Below are 17,746 nucleotides of genomic sequence, written 5' to 3'. Positions count from 1 at the left end.
CCGCGGTGCATGGATCCGGAGCTCCCCGCTGTGGGACCGGGTGCCGAGGCTTCCCCGAGTGGCACCGGTTGTGGGACTCCGCCGGGGGGAGCGGCCTCGCCCCCCCCGGCGACCGCTCCCCCCTCGAAGGCCGGTAGCGGTCGCGGAACGGCTCCGCACTCCCGGGCAGTGGTGGTCACCCCCCCGGACGAGCGCGGAGCCGTTGCCGTGCCGGTCGTCAGCTCGTCGTACCGGCTTGGTCGTCGACGGCGGCTCAGGCCTCCGGAACGCCCTGGCCGTGCACCTGGTCCCACGCCTCGGACACGTAGCGCTCGCGCTCGGTCAGGGACAGCGAAGGGAAGTACTCCTTGAGGCGCTCCACCACGACCTGCTCGGGCTCGTTGCAGTCGTGCAGCAGGAATGCGGCCTTGTGAACGATCTGGCTCTCCATCAGCGGGTTCCTCCTGTGTGCACGCCCGCCCTGTGCCGACGATGCGGGGATCAGCATAGAACCCTCGGATGTACGACAAAGGGCCCGGGCTGCTCTCAGCCCGGACCCTTTGCCAATTCATGGCGGTAGCGGTGGGATTCGAACCCACGGTGGAGTTGCCCCCACACACGCTTTCGAGGCGTGCTCCTTTGGCCGCTCGGACACGCTACCGAGGGGAACTCTACCGGACGGTCCCGTCAGGAACGAAATCCGTGTCGGCGGAGGCCTCAGCGCTGGGTGTCGAAGAAGGCGCGCAGCTGCTCGGCGCACTCCTCGGCGAGTACCCCGGGGATCACCTCGGGGCGGTGGTTGAGGCGGCGGTCGCGGACCACGTCGAAGAGCGAACCGGTCGCCCCGGCCTTCTCGTCCAGGGCGCCGTAGACCACCCGGTCCAGCCGGGAGAGCACGATCGCCCCGGCGCACATGGTGCACGGCTCCAGGGTGACCACCAGGGTGCAGCCGCCCAGGCGCCACTCCCCGACCTTCTCGGCGGCCTGCCGGATCGCGACCATCTCGGCGTGCGCGGTCGGGTCGCCGATCGCCTCGCGCTCGTTGTGGCCACGCCCGATGACCGTTCCGTCGGGGCCCAAGACGAGGGCCCCGACCGGTACGTCGCCGGTGGCGGTGGCCAGCGCGGCCTCGGCGATGGCGAGGCGCATCCGGTCCGTCCAGCGGTCGCGTACCGGATCGGGGCGTACGGGGGCCGGGAGGGGAGCGATCTGCATGGCACCAGTGTCGGGCACCGGCGGGACGGTTACCGCACCGCCTCCAGAACCTCGCCGCAGCCGAGCGCCTCGGCGATCTCGGACAGCGCGTCGCCGGGGACGGCGCCCTCGCCGCTGAGCTCGACCAACTCGCCGGCGGTGATCCCGAGATCGGTCAGCAGCTCGAAGTCGCCGAGCGGGCCGACCGGCACCGCGCCGGATCCGGCGTCCCGGTCGTCCTCCTCCTCGTCCTCCACCTCGCTGCCGGCCTCGGCGTCGGCGTCCTCGTCGTCCAGCTCCGCCACCAGGGTGTCGAAGTCGTCGTCGAAGTCGCTGTCACCGACCCGGTCCACCAGTTCGTCGGTGAGCACCGCGCCGTAGGAGCTGCGGGCCGCGGCAGCGCCGTCGGAGACGAAGATCCGCGGGTCGTCCTCGCCGTCCACCCGGATCACGGCGAACCACGCGTCTTCCTGTTCGATGAAGACCAGGACGCTGTCGTCGTCCTGGGCGGCCTCGCGGGCCAGGTCGGCCAGATCGGCCAGGGTCTCGACCTCGTCTAGTTCTGTCTCGCTCACATCCCACCCGCCATCGGTGCGAGCAAGCACTGCAGCGAAGTACGCCACCAGGGACACTCCCAAGTTGGTCTCGGCTGTAGGCGATCACGGGCGAACGCGGCCTGGCCGCCCCCGCGCCGGAGGCGGTCCGCTGTTCGGACCGTCCCTCCGGCATCGTGACAGAAAGGCTGCCGCTGCGGGGGGTGTTCGGCAGCGCGTCTTCGCAGGTCGTGTCGGAATGGCCGGTCGAGGACGGGCGGAGGGGCCGGTGGCTCCGTCAGATCCGGAAGGTTCGCATCCGCATCGCTTCGCGCATTCGGCGCTCCTTGGTGCGCCGGGGCTGCACCCGCTCGCGCAGCTCGCGCGCCTCGGCGAGTTCGCGTAGGAAGACGGCGCGCCGTCTGCGCCGCTCGGCCGGGGTCTCGGGGGTGCCCTGGGACTCGTCCGTCGAGCCGGGCTCGCCCGCCGCGTCAGCGGCTGATGTTCGCGCCGGATTGCTCTTCATATGGTCCGACCTTCCCAGAAGTGTTCGGTTGATACCACAGGAAAGGTCTCGGCTCCGTCATTAAGCCCGCGCTTCCGGCAAGTCGTACGTATGTGCCCAAGCCCGTTATCGTCGGACTATGCGTCTCCATGTCGTCGACCATCCGCTGGTCGCCCACAAGCTCTCCACCCTGCGCGACGAGCGCACCGACTCGCCGACCTTCCGGCGGCTGACCGACGAGCTGGTCACCCTGCTCGCGTACGAGGCCACCCGGGACGTCCGTACGGACCAGGTGGAGATCACCACTCCGGTCGCCGTCACCAACGGCACCCGGCTGAGCTACCCGCGTCCGCTGGTGGTGCCGATCCTGCGGGCCGGGCTCGGCATGCTGGACGGCATGACCCGGCTGCTGCCGACCGCCGAGGTGGGCTTCCTCGGCATGGTCCGCAACGAGGAGACGCTGGAGGCGTCCACCTACGCCACCCGGATGCCGGACGACCTCTCCGGCCGCCAGGTCTACGTCCTCGACCCGATGCTGGCCACCGGCGGGACGCTGGTCGCGGCGATCCGGATGCTGATCGACCGTGGCGCCACCGATGTCACCGCCGTGGTGCTGCTGGCCGCGCCGGAGGGCGTCGAGGTGATGGAGCGGGAGCTGGCAGGGATGCCGGTCACCGTGGTGACGGCGGCGGTCGACGAGCGCCTCAACGACAACGGCTACATCGTCCCCGGCCTGGGCGACGCGGGCGACCGCCTCTACGGCACGGCGGGCTGAACGTCCCCGAGCTCGAAACCAGTGAGCCAGTCGCACCGCTCTGCGGGGTGCGACTGGCTCACTGGTTTCGGCCGGCCTTCGGCGGGCTTCAGCAGGTGCCCTGGCTCGGGGAGGGGGAGGGCTTGGTCGCGGCCTGGAGGGCGGCGGCGGCCTGGGCCGGCTCCAGGAGGGCTGAGTAGGTGTCGCCGATGACGAAGTCGACAGTGGCGTCGGTCCGGCTGTCCGTGGTGGTGGTCGAACCGGCGCTCTGGGAGCCGAGCAGGGTGGCCGCGCCCATCCCGGCCGGGCCGCTGATCACCTGGACGGTGCCGGGCAGCTTGCGGTCCAGGGCGGCCGGGGCGTTGCCGACCTTGCCGATGGTGAAGCCGCGCTTCTTGAGTTCGTCCGCCGTACGGGCGGCCAGACCGGACTTGTCGGTGGCGTTGTAGACGTTCACCGTGACGGCCTGCGGCTGGGGGACGGCGGTGTTGGTCGCGGCCGGTGCGGCGGGGCTGCTCGCCGGGGAGCCGGAGGCGGCCGCCGAGGGGGCATCGGAGGGCGCGGGAGAGCCGGACGGGGCGGGGGAGCCGGAGGCGGAACCCGAGGCGGCCGCCGGTGCCGCCAGGGCCTTGCCATTCGCGGTGGGCGAGGCGCAGGCCCGGGCGCTGGGCGACTTGCCCTTGCCGGTGAAGATCCCCGCCAGCTGGACGCCACCGAGCGCGATCAGGGCGAGCGCCAGCACCGCGCCGACCACGGCCAGTACCTTGCGGCTCCTGCGGGGTGGACGCCGGAGGCGGGGATAGGACTTACCGGTGACCCGGTACTGCTTTCCCTTCAATCCCTGCGGAGTCAACATGCTCACGGTCAGTCTCCCCCTCTTGCCAGGGCAGGCTCGGTGATTGGTGCGGCCAGCGACGGATCCGTACTCAGCAGACTAGTGCCGGAGCGGCTGCGGAGTACTGGATGATCATCATCTGGAGTACGAGGGCACTCGAAAGGATGTACCGGAGCCCCGAGCGTCGGGGCACCGGCGTGCGACTGATGATCAGGACGCGCGCAACCGGGGTTCGGTTCGCGTTCGATTCCTCGGATTTCCCGAGGTCAGTCCATCTCGAGCACGCGCGCGTGCAGCACCTGGCGCTGCTGCAGGGCCGCGCGGACCGCGCGGTGCAGCCCGTCCTCCAGGTAGAGGTCGCCGTGCCACTTCACCACGTGGGCGAACAGGTCGCCGTAGAAGGTGGAGTCCTCGGCCAGCAGGGTTTCGAGGTCCAGCTGCCCCTTGGTGGTCACCAGCTGGTCCAGCCGCACCGGACGCGGCGCGACGTCCGCCCACTGGCGGGTGCTGATCCGGCCGTGATCCGGGTACGGCCGTCCGTTGCCGATGCGCTTGAAGATCACACGGAAAGCCTACCGTCACGCCGCCCGGGGGCGCAGCAAGCGCGACGCAACCCCGAGGGAGAGGACAGGTGCGATTCGTCGGCTTCTGACTCTTTTGTCGTCCCAGTTGTCGCCTTTCGTCTCCTCGTGCCGCTCGGAGGAGGGCGAAGCGCCGGCGGGTGCCGGGACAGCGCGCGGCCCGGGTGCCGTGTCGGGCACCCGGGCCGCGGGGAGCGGGAGCGGACCAGGATCAGGCGGTGATCTTGCCGGCCTCGACCAGGGCGCGCAGGGCGGCCTTCTGGGTGTAGACGAGCAGGGAGACCGTCACGGCGGCCATCACCAGGGCGAACAGGACGTGCACCAGGACCGAGGTGAGGGCGACGCCGATCACGGCCAGCAGGGCGTGGCTGCCCAGGCGCAGGCCGAGCAGCATGAAGGCGACCTTGCGGGTGCCCTTGCCGCGCCAGAGCATCTTCGCCATCTTGAGCCGCTTGCGCATCATGGTGAACGAGACGGTGAGGTTGACCGCGAGCAGGGCCAGCAGCGCGGGCCAGGCCGCGGGGAAGGCGTGCAGGATGTCGTACGCGCCGGCCAGGACGCCCTCGAAGCCGAAGAACCAGGCGGGCAGTCGCATCTCGGCGACCGTCGGCAGCGGCTCGGCGGCGGGCGCGGGTTCGGCGGCGGGGAGCTGTCCGACGATCACCAGCTGCTCGGCGTCGGTCTGCGGCAGGTCGGTGGCGGCGGTGCTGCTCATGGTGTTCCCCCGGAGACTGTGGTCCCGGCCTCGCGTCGCTCGCCCCGCCGGTGATCACGATTCTGCCGTGCGGCCGGTGCGGCACGACAGGCCGGTGCGTCACCGATCCGGCGTGACGGATGTCATGGGCCGGCCGTGCAGGGCCTGGCCGATCCGGTCCAGCGAGGACAGCCGCATCAGGCCGTAGTTGTAGAACTCGACCTCGGGAACCCCGAGTTCGCGCAGGGTGCGCAGCTTGGCGGCCAGGTTGTCCGCTCCGTCGCAGTCCTCGGCCATCGGGCGGAGGACCACCGCCATCGAGTCGGGCCGCACCCCGTGCAGCGCGAAGGCGGCGACCTGCTCGCGGAGCGCCTGCGGGGTCTTCACGTACCCGAGGGTCTCGATCCGGTGGGTGGCCCCGGCGAGGGCGGGCAGGTCGATGCCGGACAGCCAGCCCCTGCCCGGGCCGGCGGCGTCCATGAAGGTCAGCCGCATGCCGTGCTCGGCAGCCGCCCCGGTCACCTCGGCCGCCAGCGCGGTGACCGAGCGGGCGGCCGCGTCCAGGTACGCCGCCAGCGCGCCGTCGGCCAGCCGGTCCAGGGCGGCGGGTTCGGCGGCGCGGCGCTCGTCCGCGAGGCGGGTGCGCAGCTCGTCCTGGACGGCCTGCCGGACCTCGGCGGCCGGGACGCCGGCCGCGGCGGCGGCCGCCCGGCAGTGCGGGCAGAAGCAGATGCCGAGCAGGGCCTCGGCCACCGGACCGAGCTCCTCGAAGTACCGCTCGTGGTGGTAGCCGTGACGCAGACCGTGGAAGTGCAGCGACTCGGCGCGGATCGCGTCCACGCCGTACCGGGCGAACTCGCCGACCAGGGTGGTCGCGTACTCGCGGACCTCGGGGTTGGCCGGGCACAGCTCGGTCAGGTGGCGGTCGCCGAAGGCGTTGGCCGGAGCGGTGTCGGGGTGGCTGAATCCGAGGCGGTCGTTGTGGCAGAAGACCGTCCAGGCGTGCAGCTTGAGGCCGCGCCGCTGCGCCTCGGCCGCCGCCTCGGCGAACGGGTCGCGCTCGCCGATGGCGGCGGCGGGCAGAGGGGCGAGCCGGCGGCCGGCCCAGCGGGCCGGGTCCGGACGGAAGTAGGCGGCGCCGGGCTCCAGGTAGCGGACCACCCGGCGTGGGTTGTGCGGGAAGACGTCGCGGGCCTGGTGGTAGACGGAGGCCAGGGTGACCCCGCCGACGCCGGCCCGGTCGTTGAGGTTGCCGAAGAAGGTCTCGGCGCCCTCGTCGATCAGGTCGGTGACGAAGGCGAGGACGGACGACTCCACGGGGCGGCTCCGGCGGGGTGGTGCGGTACGGGCTGTCACGCTAGCCGGACTGCCGGGATTGGTCTATACCTAGTCGCCCGATTGGCGGTGCTCAGAGGCCCAGGTCGTCGAGTTCCTTGAGCAGCTGGGCGCGGTCCGGGTCGGCGCTCCTGGGCGCGGCGGCCGGTGCGGTGGTCGCGGCGCTGCGGGTGCGGGGCCGGTCGCGGAAGAGCCAGGCGCCCGCGAGGCCGCCGACCAGTCCGCCCAGGTGGGCCAGCCAGCTGACGCCCGGGGTGCCGGGGACGGCGGTGGTCAGGAGGTAGGCGAAGGAGGCGCCCATCACCAGGCCGATCAGGGAGTCGATCAGGTTCCGGTCGAACAGGCCGCGCAGTACCACGTAGCCGAAGTACCCGAAGATCACGCCGCTCGCGCCGACCGTCACCACGTGGTCGCGCTCGAAGAGCCAGACCGCCGCACCGCTGGTCAGCGCGACCAGCAGGGTGAGGCCGAGGAACTTCTTCACCCCGCGGTACGCGGCGAGGAAGCCGAAGACGAAGAGCGGTCCTGAATTGCCCTCCAGGTGCTGCCAGTTGACGTGGAGGAAGGGAGCGGCGAGGACGTCGCCCAGCCGGCTCGGGCGGTGGGCCACGATGCCGTAGTCGATGGTGAGGCGGTAGTCGTCGGCCCAGTTGGCGAGTTGGACCGCCCAGACCGCGCAGAGCAGGACGAACATCGTGAAGAACGCCCGCCGGGCCTCGGCGATCATCCGGGCGGGGTCGAGTGCGGGGGAACTGTCCGTGGCCATGCCTTCGACTCTACGGCCGACTCCTAGACTGCTGGGTGGTTATTCACCGCCCGACCAGTTGAAGAAGGTGCTGTGATGAGCGTCCGCCCGCCCCTGCCGTACGAGTTCCTGCCCCAGGTCCCATCGTTCGAGCTGACCAGCCGTGATCTGACGGATGGTGCCACGCTCGCCGACACCTTCACCTACGCCGGCGGGAACGAGTCGCCGCAGCTCTCCTGGTCCGGCGCCCCGGCCGGGACCCGGAGCTTCGCCGTCACCTGCTATGACCCCGACGCGCCGACCGGCAGCGGTTGGTGGCACTGGCTGGCGCTGAACCTTCCCGCCGACACCACCGAACTGCCGCGCGGCGCGGGTGCGTCGGACGGCACCCTGCCCGGCAAGGCATCCTTCCACGGCCGCAACGACTTCCCCGGCCACAAGTACGACGGCGCGGCCCCGCCGCCCGGCCCGGCCCACCGTTACGTCTTCGCGGTCCACGCGCTGGACGTCCCGGCCCTCGACGTCACCCCGGACACCCCGGCGGCGGCGATCGGCTTCAACATCACCTTCCACACCATCGCGCGCGCGCTGATCACCGGGGAGTACGCCTCCGGCTGAGGCCGCCCGGAGCACCTCGCCGGCCGCCCCGAATTCCCTTATCCGGAATTAAAATTCGGGGCGGTCCGGGTTTTCCTGGATTTCGTCGGGGCGGAAATGTGCGGGAACTGCTCGGCAGGGTCCGGTAGGGCCCGGGGAAGTACACTGTCGGCGCCGAGCAGCACTACCGAGGAAGTCACAGCCGCCATGTCACTGACCGGGAAGCACATTCTGTCCAGCGATATCTTCGACCGGGACGAACTGGAGCGGCTCTTCGAACTCGCCGACGTCCTGGTTCCGGTGGCCCGGGGTGCGCAGGTGACCCGGGTGCTGGAGGGGGCGGTGATGGCCAGCCTCTTCTTCGAGGCGAGCACCCGTACCCGGCTGAGCTGCGAGACCGCGTTCCTGCGGCTCGGTGGCGCGGTGACCAGCACCACCGGTGCCGAGGTGACCTCGATCTCCAAGGGCGAGTCGCTGGCGGACACCGCCCGGGTGGTCAGCGGCTACTGCGACCTGGTGGTCATGCGGCACCCCGAGGTCAGCTCGATGAACGAGTTCGCGGCGGCCACCAACATTCCGCTGATCAACGCGGGCAACGGCGCCGGTGAACACCCGACCCAGGCGCTGCTCGACCTGTTCACCCTGCATCGCGAGTTCGACCGGCTGGGCAAGAGCATGGACGGCCGCCGGATCGCCCTGGTCGGCGACCTGAAGTACGGCCGTACCGTGCACTCCCTGATCAAGCTGCTCTCCCGGTTCGAGAACCTGACCATCTCCTGCGTCTCCCCGGCCGAGCTGCGGATGCCCGGAGAGCTGCTGGAGCTGGTCGCGAGCCGGGGTCACCGGGTCGAGGAGAGCACCCAGCCGAGCAGTGGCCTCAAGGACGCGGACGTCGTCTACGCGACCCGGCTGCAGACCGAGCGCTTCAAGGACAAGCCGCTGCCGTACAGCGACGAGTTCCGGATCGACCGCGCGCTGGTGGACCGGGTCTGCCTCGACGACACGGTGATCATGCACCCGCTGCCGCGCGACAGCCGTCCGGGTGCCAACGACCTGAGCACCGACCTGAACCGTGACCCGCGGCTGGCGATCTTCCGGCAGACCGACGCCGGTATCCCGATGCGGATGGCGCTGTTCGCCTCGGTGCTCGGGGTGGACCGGCAGGTGCGCACGGCGATGCGCCCGTCCACCTGGTACCGGCCGGAGTACATCGGGCCCGACGACGCGCCGTTCTACCGGCACTGAGGCGAACGGGCCACTTCGACGGCGAGCGCCCTCGGGGGGTGCTCGCCGTCAGTCCGTCTCGTCGTCCTGGGGCGGGGCCTCTTCCATGAGGCGTTCGGCGATGTCGTCGACCCATGCCTGGGCCCAGGCGCGGAGTCCGGTCCGGGCGTCCTCGTCCAGACCGAGGGCGGCGAACTCGCGGTCGTCGATCCAGTCCGCCCGGGCGAGTCGAGCCTGCAGTTCGGTGAGGTCGAACTCGCCCCGGGCGTGCCGGCGTCCGAGCTCCTCCAGTTCCGGGTGGCTCCAGTGCTCGGCGGCCGCGTGCACGTCGACCAGGTCGCGGGCCAGGCCCCGGTCGGCCAGCGCGCGGACCCTGGTGCCGACCACGTCCTCGAGCGCCAGCACCGGCCCGTACTCGGTGTGCACCACGGGACGCCAGAACACCTCCTTGAGCAGCTCGGCCTCGCACCCCTGAGCGGTCACCGGATCCGTCACCGCCAGCCGGGCCGACACCGGCCCCGTCCCCAGCCGTCGTACCGTCCAGCCGCACGCGGTCAGCCCCACGACGACCTCCGCCGCGATCTCCGCCATCGGCACCGGGCTCTCGGTGGCCACCCCCAGGACCTCGGCGGGCCGGTCCACCAGGCCGTGCACCCGCACCGCGCAGCCGCCGCCGAGCGCCAGGGCGTACGGTGCGCCGACCGCCAGCAGGTCCGCCAGCAGCAGCTCGTGCACCGGGCTGAGCCTCATGCCGGGCGCTCCGCCGCGGACGGGCACAGGATGGAGGGGTGGTGCGCGATCATGTCGCTTCCTCGTGTCTGCGGTCAGTGGGTTACGACGCCAGGGCGCAGGTACTGGAGCTCGAGTTCGTGAGCACCGCCGTGTACCGGTACGCGGCGGTGCCCCGGCGGGTCCACCGGGAGCTGCTCGACGCCTCCAGCCTGGGCGGGTACTTCAACCGGGCGATCAGGGGGCGGTACGAGTACCGGAAGGTGACCTGACCCGGGCGGGTCAGGCCTTCCGCCGGCCGGCGGGGGGCTGTTTCGCGGCCGAGGCGGCCTTCGCCTCCCGCTTGGCCTGCTGCTTGAAGGCGCGGACCTGCTCCAGCGACTCGGGCCCGGTGATGTCCGCGACCGAGCGGTAGCTGCCCGCCTCCCCGTACGCGCCGGCGGCCTCCCGCCAGCCCTCCGGCGTCACGCCGAACTGCTTGCCCAGCAGTGCCAGGAAGATCTGCGCCTTCTGTTTGCCGTAGCCGGGCAGCGCGGTGAGCCGGTCCAGCAGCTCGCGGCCACAGGCGGCGTCGCGCCAGACCGCCTGCGCGTCGCCGTCGTAGTGCTCCACCAGGTACTGGCACAGCTGCTGGATCCTCTTGGCCATGGCCGCCGGGTAGCGGTGCACGGCGGGCTTCGCCGAGAGCAGGGCCGCGAAGGCCTCCGGGTCGTACGCGGCGATCCGGTGCGGGTCCAGATCGTCCTCACCGAGCCGCTGCGCGATCGCCAGCGGGCCGGCGAACGCCTTCTCCATCGGGACCTGCTGATCCAGCAGCATGCCGGTCAGAGCGGCGAGCGGGCTGCGGCCGAGCAGTTCGTCGGCCTCGGGCTGCTGCGCGAGCCGAATGGTGTCGTCCATGCCCGCGATTCTCCCCGCCCGCGTGCGGCGCGTCCCCGCTCAACACGCGAGCCGGGGGGATGCGCGGGCGCCACTCGGTATGACCGTGATCACACCCGCATCGGTAACCGAGGTGCAGTCCTCACCACGTCTCTGTGTTCGGGGCGGTCTGTCCCCAGGAGTGAATCGGAGACCGGACTGTGCAAGCTCACCAAGGTGGCGGGACCGAGGAGGAGAAGCCCGGACGGCGGCCGCAGGGTCGGCGGCGGCGGGTGGTGTGGCGGCTGGACTACCCGCGCCGGGGGCGGCAGGGGGTCCGCCGCTGGCTGCCTTCGTGGCGGCAGCTGCTCCTGGTGCTGGCCGTCGGGACGAGCGTGCTGACCGGGTGGGCGACCTGGTTCTACCTGACCACCGAGGTGCCGGACGACCTGAACTCCTTCGCCACCCAGCAGAACAACGTCTACTACTGGGCCGACGGCACCGAGATGGCGCGGGTCGGGGAGGTCAACCGGCAGGAGGTGCCGCTCAGCCGGGTGCCGGAGTCGGTGCAGTGGGCCGTGCTCGCAGCCGAGAACGAGACCTTCTACTCGGATCCCGGGGTCTCCCTCAAGGGCATCAGCCGCGCGGTCTACCGGATGGGCTCGGGCGGTGACACCCAGGGCGGCTCGACCATCACCCAGCAGTACGTCAAGAACATCTACCTGAACCAGCGCCAGGACGTCTCCCGCAAGCTCAGCGAGATCGTCATCTCGATCAAGCTGGACCAGCGGATGAGCAAGCAGGACATCCTGGCCGGCTATCTCAACACCAGCTGGTTCGGGCGCGGCAGTTACGGAATCGAGCGGGCCGCCGCCGCGTACTACGGCAAGGACGTCTCGCAGCTCAACCCGAGCGAAGGGGCCTTCCTGGCGGCCCTGTTGAAGGGTGCGGGGCAGTTCGACCCGACGCTCAGCCCGGAGAACCGCCAGCGGGCCGTGGAGCGCTGGTCGTGGATCCTGGACCGGATGGTGAAGGTCGGCAAGCTCTCCCCGGCCGAGCGCGCCAAGTACACGGTGTTCCCCGAGCCCAAGCCCCAGCCGAAGGCGGCCGGGCTGACCGGCCAGGTCGGGTACCTGGTGGACATGGCCAGGACCTATGTGGAGGGCCACACCGACATCACGCCCGCCCAGTTCGACCTCGGTGGCCACCAGATCTACACCACCTTCGAGAAGCCGAAGGTCACCGCGCTGGCCGCGGCCGTGCAGGACGCCACCAAGGACATCGATCCCGACAGCCGCGACTCGGACAGACTCGTCCGGGTCGGCGCCGCCTCGGTGGCCCCCGACGGGCGGATCGTCGCGCTCTACGGCGGACCCGACTACCTGAAGCAGGGGTTCGACAACGCCAACACCTCGACGGTGCCGGTCGGTTCGGCCTTCACCCCGCTGGTGTACGCCGCCGGCCTCGGCCAGGGGGTGCAGCGCCAGCGCGTCGGCAGCCGCACACCGGTGTTGCCGACCAGCACCTACAACGGCGACAACGGTGTGAACGTGATGACGCCGGAGGGGCCGTACTGGGGACGCGACGGCCAGATCGTGAAGACCGTCAACGACGGCAAGCGGAACTGGGGTCCGATCAGTCTGCGGACCGCGGTGGAGCAGTCCGTCAACGGGCCGATGATGCAGCTGGGCATGGACGTCGGCCTGGACCGGGTGCAGAAGACCGCCACCGATCTGGGCCTGCTCCCGGACAGCATCGGCGAGTTGGTGCCGGCCTTCACCGTCGGCAACTCCACACCGAGCGCGATCAGGACCGCCGACGCCTACGCCGCCTTCGCCGCGGGCGGACGGCACACGGACCCGTACTCGGTGCTCAAGATCACCCGCAATGGCGCGCCGATCGCGCTGCGGCTGCCGACCGCCGTCCAGGCGTTGACGCCCAAGGTCGCCGGTGACGTGGACACCGCGCTCAAGGGCGCGGTGCGCACCGGGAGCGCCAGGGAGGCGGCCGCCGCGGGTCCGGACGCGGCCGGCAAGGCCGGGACCACCGCGGACCGTACGGCGGGCTGGTTCGTCGGCTACAACGGCCAGGTGTCCACGGCCGTCACCCTCTTCCGGGCGGACCTGAAGGACATGAAGCTGCTCTCGCTGGAGGGCCTCGGCGGCGCGAGTCCGGACACCCCGGACTCCGCGCTGCCGACTCGGATCTGGACCTCGTACATGAAGGAGGCCGGCGGCCGCTAGGGCCGGGCCGGCGGATCCTTCCGGCCCGGAAGGATCCGCCGGGGACCGGCCCCGGTCACTTGACCAGGCGGGACCAGTCGGCGGGCTGCCCGGGGTCCAGCTGGCGCAGCTTGTCCAGCACCTTGGGGTCCTGGGCGTCCATCCAGTCGGCGACCTGGCGGAAGGAGACGCAGCGGACGCCGTCCCGCTTGCAGACGCTCTTCATCACGTCCTCGATGGCCTGCATGTAGATGCCGCCGTTCCAGGTCTCGAAGTGGTTGCCGATGAAGAGCGGGGCCCGGCTGCCGTTGTAGACCCGTTCGAAGCCGGCGAGGTAGCTGTCGCGGGCCTCCTTCTCCCAGCCGGCGTACTTCTTCGGGTCACCGTTGGTGCTGTCCCCGGACTGGCTGGCGAGGAAGTTGAAGTCCATCGAGAGGCCCTGGGACGACTTGCTCGGGAAGGGCAGCATCTGGAGCGGGAAGTTCCAGATGCCGTCCTTCTTCGAGGGCCAGACCTGGAACTCGCCCGGTGAGCTGGCGTCGTACCGGAAGCCGGCCGCCTTCTCGGCCGGGAGCAGGTTCTTCTGGCCCTCCAGGCAGGGCGCGCGGCCGCCGATCAGCTCCTTGGTGTAGTCGAAGGGCAGCGGCGCGAGGTCGGTGAAGCCTGTGTTGGTCTTCCAATTGGTCACGAAGGAGACCGCCTGGTCGAGCTCGCTCTTCCACTCCTCGGTGCTCCAGTCCTTGCCGCCCTTGTCGCCGCAGAAGTGGCCGTTGAAGTGGGTGCCGATCTCGTCACCGGCCTGCCAGGCCAGGCGCAGCTGCTCCAGGGTCTCCTTGACGTGGGCGTCGGTGGGGAAGTCGATGGCGGCGGCGCCGACGTCGTGCTGCGGCGGGTGGTAGAGCGCCCGCTTGGAGTTGGGCACGGTGTAGATGCCGCTCAGGAAGAACGTCATCTGGGCGTTGTTCTCCTCGCCCAGCTCGCGGAAGCGCGAGAACAGGTGGTCGTCGTTCTCCAGCGCGCCGTCCCAGGAGAACACCACGAACTGCGGCGGCTTCTCGCCGGGCTTCAGCTTCTCGGGCTTGGGCTGCTTGGGCTGCGGCCCGGTGTCGGAGGTGGAGCCGTCACCGAGCACCTTCACCTTGCCGTCCCAGCTCGGCGAGGGGCTCGGACCGCCGGACGGAGCCCCGCTCTGGACGGGGGCCGGGCTCGGTGAGGCGTCGGCCGCGGTCGGTCTGTCCTTGGAGCCGGAACCTCCTGTGGTGGCCAGGGCGAGGGCCGCGACGACCCCCACCGCGAGCAGGACGGCCGCGCCGCGCGCTGTCCGCACCGTCGCCCCCGTTCTCCGAATAGCGGTCAGATGGTGTTCGGAAATTCAGTCATACAGTGTGAATATGAGAACACTTTGACCCTTATGTGTCGAGGGAGCAGATGCGGGGCGCGGGGGGCGGTCGGCCCGGCCCGGCGGCTACTCGTACGGATCCTTCGGCTCCGGGATCCGGGTCACCTGGGCGGCCGTCAGCAGCGGGATGGTGTCCGGCTCGCCCGCCTTGCCGTCCGGCAGCCAGGTCCCGATCACCTCCACCCAACTGCCGGTCGCTGGTGCGGGGTCGGCTGCAGCGCCGCGGATCTCCACCTTGGACGCCAGCGCGTCGGCCGCGCAGCAGCTGATGGTCAGCCTGGTCAGGTACCAGCCGCCGCCCTTCCCGGCGGTGACGAAGCCGGTGAGCCTCACCCGGCGGCCGCGCAGCGGCGCGGCGGTGTCCCAGACGGCGCGGACGTCGAACGAGCCCAGCGTCATGGTCAACGGGTCCCCGGCCGGCAGTGGCGGGAAGGTGGGCTGGGTGCCCGCGGGCTTGACCGTCGTACTCTCCGACCGCTGCGCGGTGTACGAACCCAGCGCCGGGGGTGCGATCAGCACGATGGCCAGTACCGGCAGGGTGAGCAGCCAGGCGATCCCGGGGCCGCCGTGGTGGCCGTGCCCGTGGTCGTGGTCGTCGCCGTGGCCGTGGTCGTCCGGGGCGGCGTGCGCCTGGTCCGGGTCGGCGCGCAGGGCCTGCACGGTGGCGATCGCGCTCGCCACGCCGAGCAGTACCAGGACGGCGCCGGTGGCGATCAGGTACGGCCGCAGGGCCGCCCGGACGTACCTGAGATAGCTGTCGCTGAACAGCGAGATCCGCAGCAGCGCCGTACCCAGCAGCACCAGCAGGATCGCGCGTACCTCACGCCTCAAAGCAGCCACCACCCGATCAGTGCCGAGGCCGCGATCGCGACCAGGAAGGTGGCGGCCGAGAACCGCCATGCGAACGCCCGGCCGAAGGTACCGGCCTGCAGCGCGATCAGCTTGGTGTCCACCATCGGGCCGACCACCATGAACGCCAGCCGGGCGGCGGGCGGGAAGACGCTCAGACTGGCCGCGACGAAGGCGTCCGCCTCGGAGCAGACCGCCAGCACCACCGCGAGCAGCGCCAGCACCAGCACCGAGACCACCGGCAGCCCCGCCGCGCCCTTCAACACCGCGCGCGGCACCAGGACGTTGAGGGTGGCCGCCGTGATCCCGCCGATCACCAGGAACCCGCCGGCGTGCAGCAGATCGTGCTCCAGGGTGGCGCGGAACACCGCGAACCGGCCGGACCCCGGCGGCACCTCCCGCCGGACCTTCGGCCGCAGCCACTCGGGCCGGCCGAAGCGCTCCCAGAGCAGGCCCATCACCACGGCCGTCCCCAGCGAGGCCAGGAACCGGGCCAGCACCATCTCCGGATGCCCCCGGAAGGCGACCGCGGTCGCGGCGAGCACCACGGGGTTGATCGCGGGCGAGGAGAGCAGGAAGGCCAGCGCCGCCGCCGGGGCCACGCCGCGGGCGATCAGCCGGTCCGCCACCGGTACGGACGCGCACTCGCAGCCGGGCAGGACCACGCCGGCGACGCCCGCGACCGGCACCGCGAGCAGCGGGTTGCGCGGTAGCGCGCGCTGCAGGAAGGAGGCCGGCACGAAGGCGGCGATGGCGGCGGAGAGCACCGTCCCGAAGAGGAGGAAGGGCAGCGCCTGGACGCAGATCGCGACGAAGACGGTGGTCCAGGTCTGCATCCAGGCGGGAGCGGTCCAGCCGCCCGTGAGGCGCTGTGCGAGCAGCAGCGCCGTGATCCCGGCGACCGCCAGTTCCAGGGAGCCGACACGGCGTCTGGTCGCCCTGGACGGTGGGGTGGGCCCGCTTTCGGGCGGGTGCTCGGGCGCGACGGTCGGATCGGCAGCTCGGCTGCCCGGGGTAGCCACGCGCCGAAGTGTAGAGGGCGAATCTTTGCGGGAGTTGGCAGGGTTGCGAGGCGGACGGGCGGCCCGCTGTTGCTCACCGACCGCCGGGTCGCCGCGGGCACACCCGCCGCCGCCCGCCGCCCGCGCGGTGGCCGTGGCCGGCACTCCCACCGCCGCGCCGCACGAGGTGTTCACCGCCGCCACCCGGGGGCTCGACCCCGAGGGACGCGGCTGGACCCCGCGCAGGCTCCGACCGGCTCCGGGACGGCCGGATGCTCTCGGTGGCCGGGGCAGGACGTGACCGCCCGCCCGAGGGCAGGACGGACGTCCGCTACCGCTCCGGAGCCGGCGGGTGCGCCACCCCGGCGCGGTCCAGCAGGTGGTGCATGGCGGTGACGGGTACGGCGGGGTTCCCGGCGGCGCTGCGGGCGGCCTCGACGTCGTGCAGCAGGGTGGTCAGCACCCGGGCCGGGAGCCGGGCGTCACCGGCCGCGGCGCTCCGGATCCACTCCTGCGGGTCGTCGAGCAGCCGCACCACCGAGGCGGCGGAGAGCCGGCTGTCCCGAAGCGCCCGGTACCGGATCTCCGGATCCCGGTCCCGGCTGCGCAGTTCGGCCTCGGCCGCAGTTGACTCCGGCTCGGATCCGGCGGGTTCGGGTGTCCGGGAGCACGGGTGGGGCGGCAGGGCGGCCGACTCCCGCACCCGGGAGTCGGGGTCGGCGGCCAGCGCGGCCAGCAGGTGCACCGGCAGCCCGGGGTGGCGCGCGATCGAGGCCCGGACCCGCGGATCCGCGTCCGTCGCGAGGCTTGCGTAACCGTCCTCGGTGAGCGGCTGGCCCATGGTGGCGGTGAGCACGGCGAGGACGGGCCGGTCCTCGCCCTCGGCGTCCGCCAGCAGCCGGGTCCGGTCCGCGGCGCCGAGGTGCCGGCTCTCCACCAGTCGCCGCCGTACCGTCCACTCGGGGTGTGCCAGCCAGGCGGCCACCACCTCCGGCGGCAGTTCCCGGTCGAGCAGGGCGGACCACAACCGCTCGGCCGGATCCTCCGTCAGCAGCCGCAGCAGGACGGAGGCGTCCGCCGCCGGGTTGCCGGCCAGGCCCTCGAGCCAGGCACGGCGCAGGCGGAAGGGAGCGTTCCGCCAGCGGCCGAAGGACTGCCAGCCGTCCGTCCGTTCCTCCTCGCTCTCGGCGGCCTTCACCCGGGCCTCGGCCTCGAGCCGTGCGCCCAGCCGGTCCACGGCGATCAGCCAGACCGAGTACTCCTCGGTCGTCACGCCCAACAGGCTGTCGCCGTCGGGCGAGAGCGTGACGAACTCCGGTCGGCCGGGTCCGGGGCCCAGGACGCCTGCCAGGTCCCAGCGTTCGGTGAGCCGTACCTTCAGCCAGCCGCGCGGGGCGGCGGGGATGTCGATCAGGAACTCCCCGCCGGGGCCGAGCACTTCGTACTCGGTCGCCAGCCGCCGCCACTGCGCGTTGAGCTCGGCGACGAGATCCGGGTGGTCGCTCCGCACCTCGGCCGTCGGTCGGGCGTTCCCGGCCGCGACCGGGCGCCAAGCCGCCTTCGGCGGAAGCACGTTCACGGTCGCCCCGTCGTCCACGAGCTCCAGACCGGTCCGCCGCAGCAGGTCCGCCAGTTCACCGCTCCCAGCCGTCATGCAGCCCATCCTGCCGCACACCCCGGCGGATGCGGAGCTCGATTAGGTACCGGCTACG

At 71.8% G+C, this 17,746-nt stretch carries 20 protein-coding genes and 1 tRNA gene; 5 read left to right on the top strand and 16 right to left on the bottom strand.

Annotated elements, in window-relative coordinates; genetic code table 11:
• Nucleotides 1-253 precede the first annotated feature (253 nt).
• From ACZ5ON_RS21805 to ACZ5ON_RS21785, 5 genes are all read right to left on the bottom strand, one after another.
• The gene (locus tag ACZ5ON_RS21805; protein WP_344636832.1) at nucleotides 254-430 is read right to left on the bottom strand and encodes a hypothetical protein; all 177 of its coding nucleotides are present in this window, start codon (nucleotides 428-430) and stop codon (nucleotides 254-256) included.
• A gap of 120 nt (nucleotides 431-550) precedes the next feature.
• Nucleotides 551-640, bottom strand: a tRNA-Ser gene (locus ACZ5ON_RS21800).
• Between the two features lie 56 nt (nucleotides 641-696).
• The gene (gene tadA, locus ACZ5ON_RS21795; RefSeq protein ID WP_344636833.1) at nucleotides 697-1,194 is read right to left on the bottom strand and encodes a tRNA adenosine(34) deaminase TadA; all 498 of its coding nucleotides are present in this window, start codon (nucleotides 1,192-1,194) and stop codon (nucleotides 697-699) included.
• Nucleotides 1,195-1,223: 29 nt separating this feature from the next.
• Entirely contained in the window at nucleotides 1,224-1,748 is a 525-nt protein-coding gene (locus ACZ5ON_RS21790; protein WP_465595034.1) for a tRNA adenosine deaminase-associated protein, read from the bottom strand.
• Between the two features lie 256 nt (nucleotides 1,749-2,004).
• Nucleotides 2,005-2,232 carry a hypothetical protein gene (locus ACZ5ON_RS21785; protein ID WP_465595031.1) on the bottom strand — a complete coding sequence of 76 codons (228 nt, stop codon included), beginning with the start codon at nucleotides 2,230-2,232 and terminating at the stop codon, nucleotides 2,005-2,007.
• 118 nt (nucleotides 2,233-2,350) lie between these two features.
• Between ACZ5ON_RS21785 and upp the strand changes: the two genes are divergently transcribed.
• Nucleotides 2,351-2,986, top strand: a complete 636-nt coding sequence (gene upp / locus ACZ5ON_RS21780) for a uracil phosphoribosyltransferase (protein ID WP_465595028.1) — start codon at nucleotides 2,351-2,353, stop codon at nucleotides 2,984-2,986.
• A gap of 88 nt (nucleotides 2,987-3,074) precedes the next feature.
• On the opposite strand, the gene ACZ5ON_RS21775 is transcribed toward upp, so the two are convergent.
• The 5 genes from ACZ5ON_RS21775 to ACZ5ON_RS21755 form a co-directional block, all read right to left on the bottom strand.
• The gene (locus ACZ5ON_RS21775) at nucleotides 3,075-3,821 is read right to left on the bottom strand and encodes a LytR C-terminal domain-containing protein (RefSeq protein ID WP_465595253.1); all 747 of its coding nucleotides are present in this window, start codon (nucleotides 3,819-3,821) and stop codon (nucleotides 3,075-3,077) included.
• 245 nt (nucleotides 3,822-4,066) lie between these two features.
• Nucleotides 4,067-4,363 carry a type II toxin-antitoxin system VapB family antitoxin gene (locus tag ACZ5ON_RS21770; protein ID WP_344636837.1) on the bottom strand — a complete coding sequence of 99 codons (297 nt, stop codon included), beginning with the start codon at nucleotides 4,361-4,363 and terminating at the stop codon, nucleotides 4,067-4,069.
• A 229-nt stretch (nucleotides 4,364-4,592) separates the two neighbouring features.
• Nucleotides 4,593-5,096 (bottom strand): hypothetical protein, encoded by a 504-nt coding sequence (locus tag ACZ5ON_RS21765; protein WP_465595025.1) that lies wholly within the window; start codon nucleotides 5,094-5,096, stop codon nucleotides 4,593-4,595.
• Nucleotides 5,097-5,195: 99 nt separating this feature from the next.
• Nucleotides 5,196-6,392 carry a hypothetical protein gene (locus ACZ5ON_RS21760; protein ID WP_465595022.1) on the bottom strand — a complete coding sequence of 399 codons (1,197 nt, stop codon included), beginning with the start codon at nucleotides 6,390-6,392 and terminating at the stop codon, nucleotides 5,196-5,198.
• Nucleotides 6,393-6,483: 91 nt separating this feature from the next.
• Nucleotides 6,484-7,176 carry a rhomboid family intramembrane serine protease gene (locus ACZ5ON_RS21755; RefSeq protein WP_465595019.1) on the bottom strand — a complete coding sequence of 231 codons (693 nt, stop codon included), beginning with the start codon at nucleotides 7,174-7,176 and terminating at the stop codon, nucleotides 6,484-6,486.
• Nucleotides 7,177-7,251: 75 nt separating this feature from the next.
• Between ACZ5ON_RS21755 and ACZ5ON_RS21750 the strand changes: the two genes are divergently transcribed.
• Nucleotides 7,252-7,773 carry a YbhB/YbcL family Raf kinase inhibitor-like protein gene (locus ACZ5ON_RS21750; RefSeq protein WP_465595016.1) on the top strand — a complete coding sequence of 174 codons (522 nt, stop codon included), beginning with the start codon at nucleotides 7,252-7,254 and terminating at the stop codon, nucleotides 7,771-7,773.
• A 186-nt stretch (nucleotides 7,774-7,959) separates the two neighbouring features.
• Nucleotides 7,960-8,997: an aspartate carbamoyltransferase gene (gene pyrB / locus ACZ5ON_RS21745; protein WP_465595013.1), complete on the top strand. Its 1,038-nt coding sequence runs from the start codon at nucleotides 7,960-7,962 to the stop codon at nucleotides 8,995-8,997.
• 48 nt (nucleotides 8,998-9,045) lie between these two features.
• Here pyrB and ACZ5ON_RS21740 read toward each other — a convergent pair whose 3' ends face one another.
• Nucleotides 9,046-9,726, bottom strand: coding sequence for a nucleotidyl transferase AbiEii/AbiGii toxin family protein (locus ACZ5ON_RS21740; protein ID WP_465595010.1), 681 nt, complete (start codon nucleotides 9,724-9,726; stop codon nucleotides 9,046-9,048).
• Between the two features lie 38 nt (nucleotides 9,727-9,764).
• Here ACZ5ON_RS21740 and ACZ5ON_RS21735 point away from each other — a divergent pair, with 38 nt between their 5' ends.
• Nucleotides 9,765-9,977 carry a KTSC domain-containing protein gene (locus tag ACZ5ON_RS21735; RefSeq protein ID WP_465595007.1) on the top strand — a complete coding sequence of 71 codons (213 nt, stop codon included), beginning with the start codon at nucleotides 9,765-9,767 and terminating at the stop codon, nucleotides 9,975-9,977.
• Between the two features lie 10 nt (nucleotides 9,978-9,987).
• On the opposite strand, the gene ACZ5ON_RS21730 is transcribed toward ACZ5ON_RS21735, so the two are convergent.
• Entirely contained in the window at nucleotides 9,988-10,605 is a 618-nt protein-coding gene (locus tag ACZ5ON_RS21730; RefSeq protein WP_465595004.1) for an HhH-GPD-type base excision DNA repair protein, read from the bottom strand.
• Between the two features lie 179 nt (nucleotides 10,606-10,784).
• On the opposite strand from ACZ5ON_RS21730, the gene ACZ5ON_RS21725 reads away from it, so the two are divergent.
• On the top strand, nucleotides 10,785-12,806 hold the full coding sequence (locus ACZ5ON_RS21725; protein WP_465595001.1) for a transglycosylase domain-containing protein: 2,022 nt from the start codon (nucleotides 10,785-10,787) through the stop codon (nucleotides 12,804-12,806).
• Between the two features lie 55 nt (nucleotides 12,807-12,861).
• Here the strand turns inward: ACZ5ON_RS21725 and ACZ5ON_RS21720 are convergent, their stop codons facing one another.
• The 4 genes from ACZ5ON_RS21720 to ACZ5ON_RS21705 all read right to left on the bottom strand — a co-directional run bounded on the left by ACZ5ON_RS21720 (nucleotide 12,862) and on the right by ACZ5ON_RS21705 (nucleotide 17,688).
• Nucleotides 12,862-14,112 (bottom strand): hypothetical protein, encoded by a 1,251-nt coding sequence (locus ACZ5ON_RS21720; RefSeq protein WP_465594998.1) that lies wholly within the window; start codon nucleotides 14,110-14,112, stop codon nucleotides 12,862-12,864.
• 138 nt (nucleotides 14,113-14,250) lie between these two features.
• On the bottom strand, nucleotides 14,251-15,024 hold the full coding sequence (locus ACZ5ON_RS21715) for a TIGR03943 family putative permease subunit (RefSeq protein ID WP_465594995.1): 774 nt from the start codon (nucleotides 15,022-15,024) through the stop codon (nucleotides 14,251-14,253).
• A complete protein-coding gene (locus tag ACZ5ON_RS21710; protein WP_465594992.1) occupies nucleotides 15,012-16,055 on the bottom strand; it encodes a permease in 1,044 nt (347 codons plus the stop codon). The genes ACZ5ON_RS21715 and ACZ5ON_RS21710 overlap by 13 nt, the downstream gene beginning before the upstream one ends.
• A 310-nt stretch (nucleotides 16,056-16,365) precedes the next feature.
• Nucleotides 16,366-17,688, bottom strand: a complete 1,323-nt coding sequence (locus tag ACZ5ON_RS21705) for a serine/threonine-protein kinase (RefSeq protein ID WP_465594989.1) — start codon at nucleotides 17,686-17,688, stop codon at nucleotides 16,366-16,368.
• Between the last annotated feature and the right edge of the window lie 58 nt (nucleotides 17,689-17,746).

It is taken from the genome of Kitasatospora sp. NPDC032150, assembly GCF_055579945.1.
The sequence above is the reverse complement of the archived record's forward strand: the minus strand, read 5'-3'. Positions and strand labels throughout refer to the sequence as shown.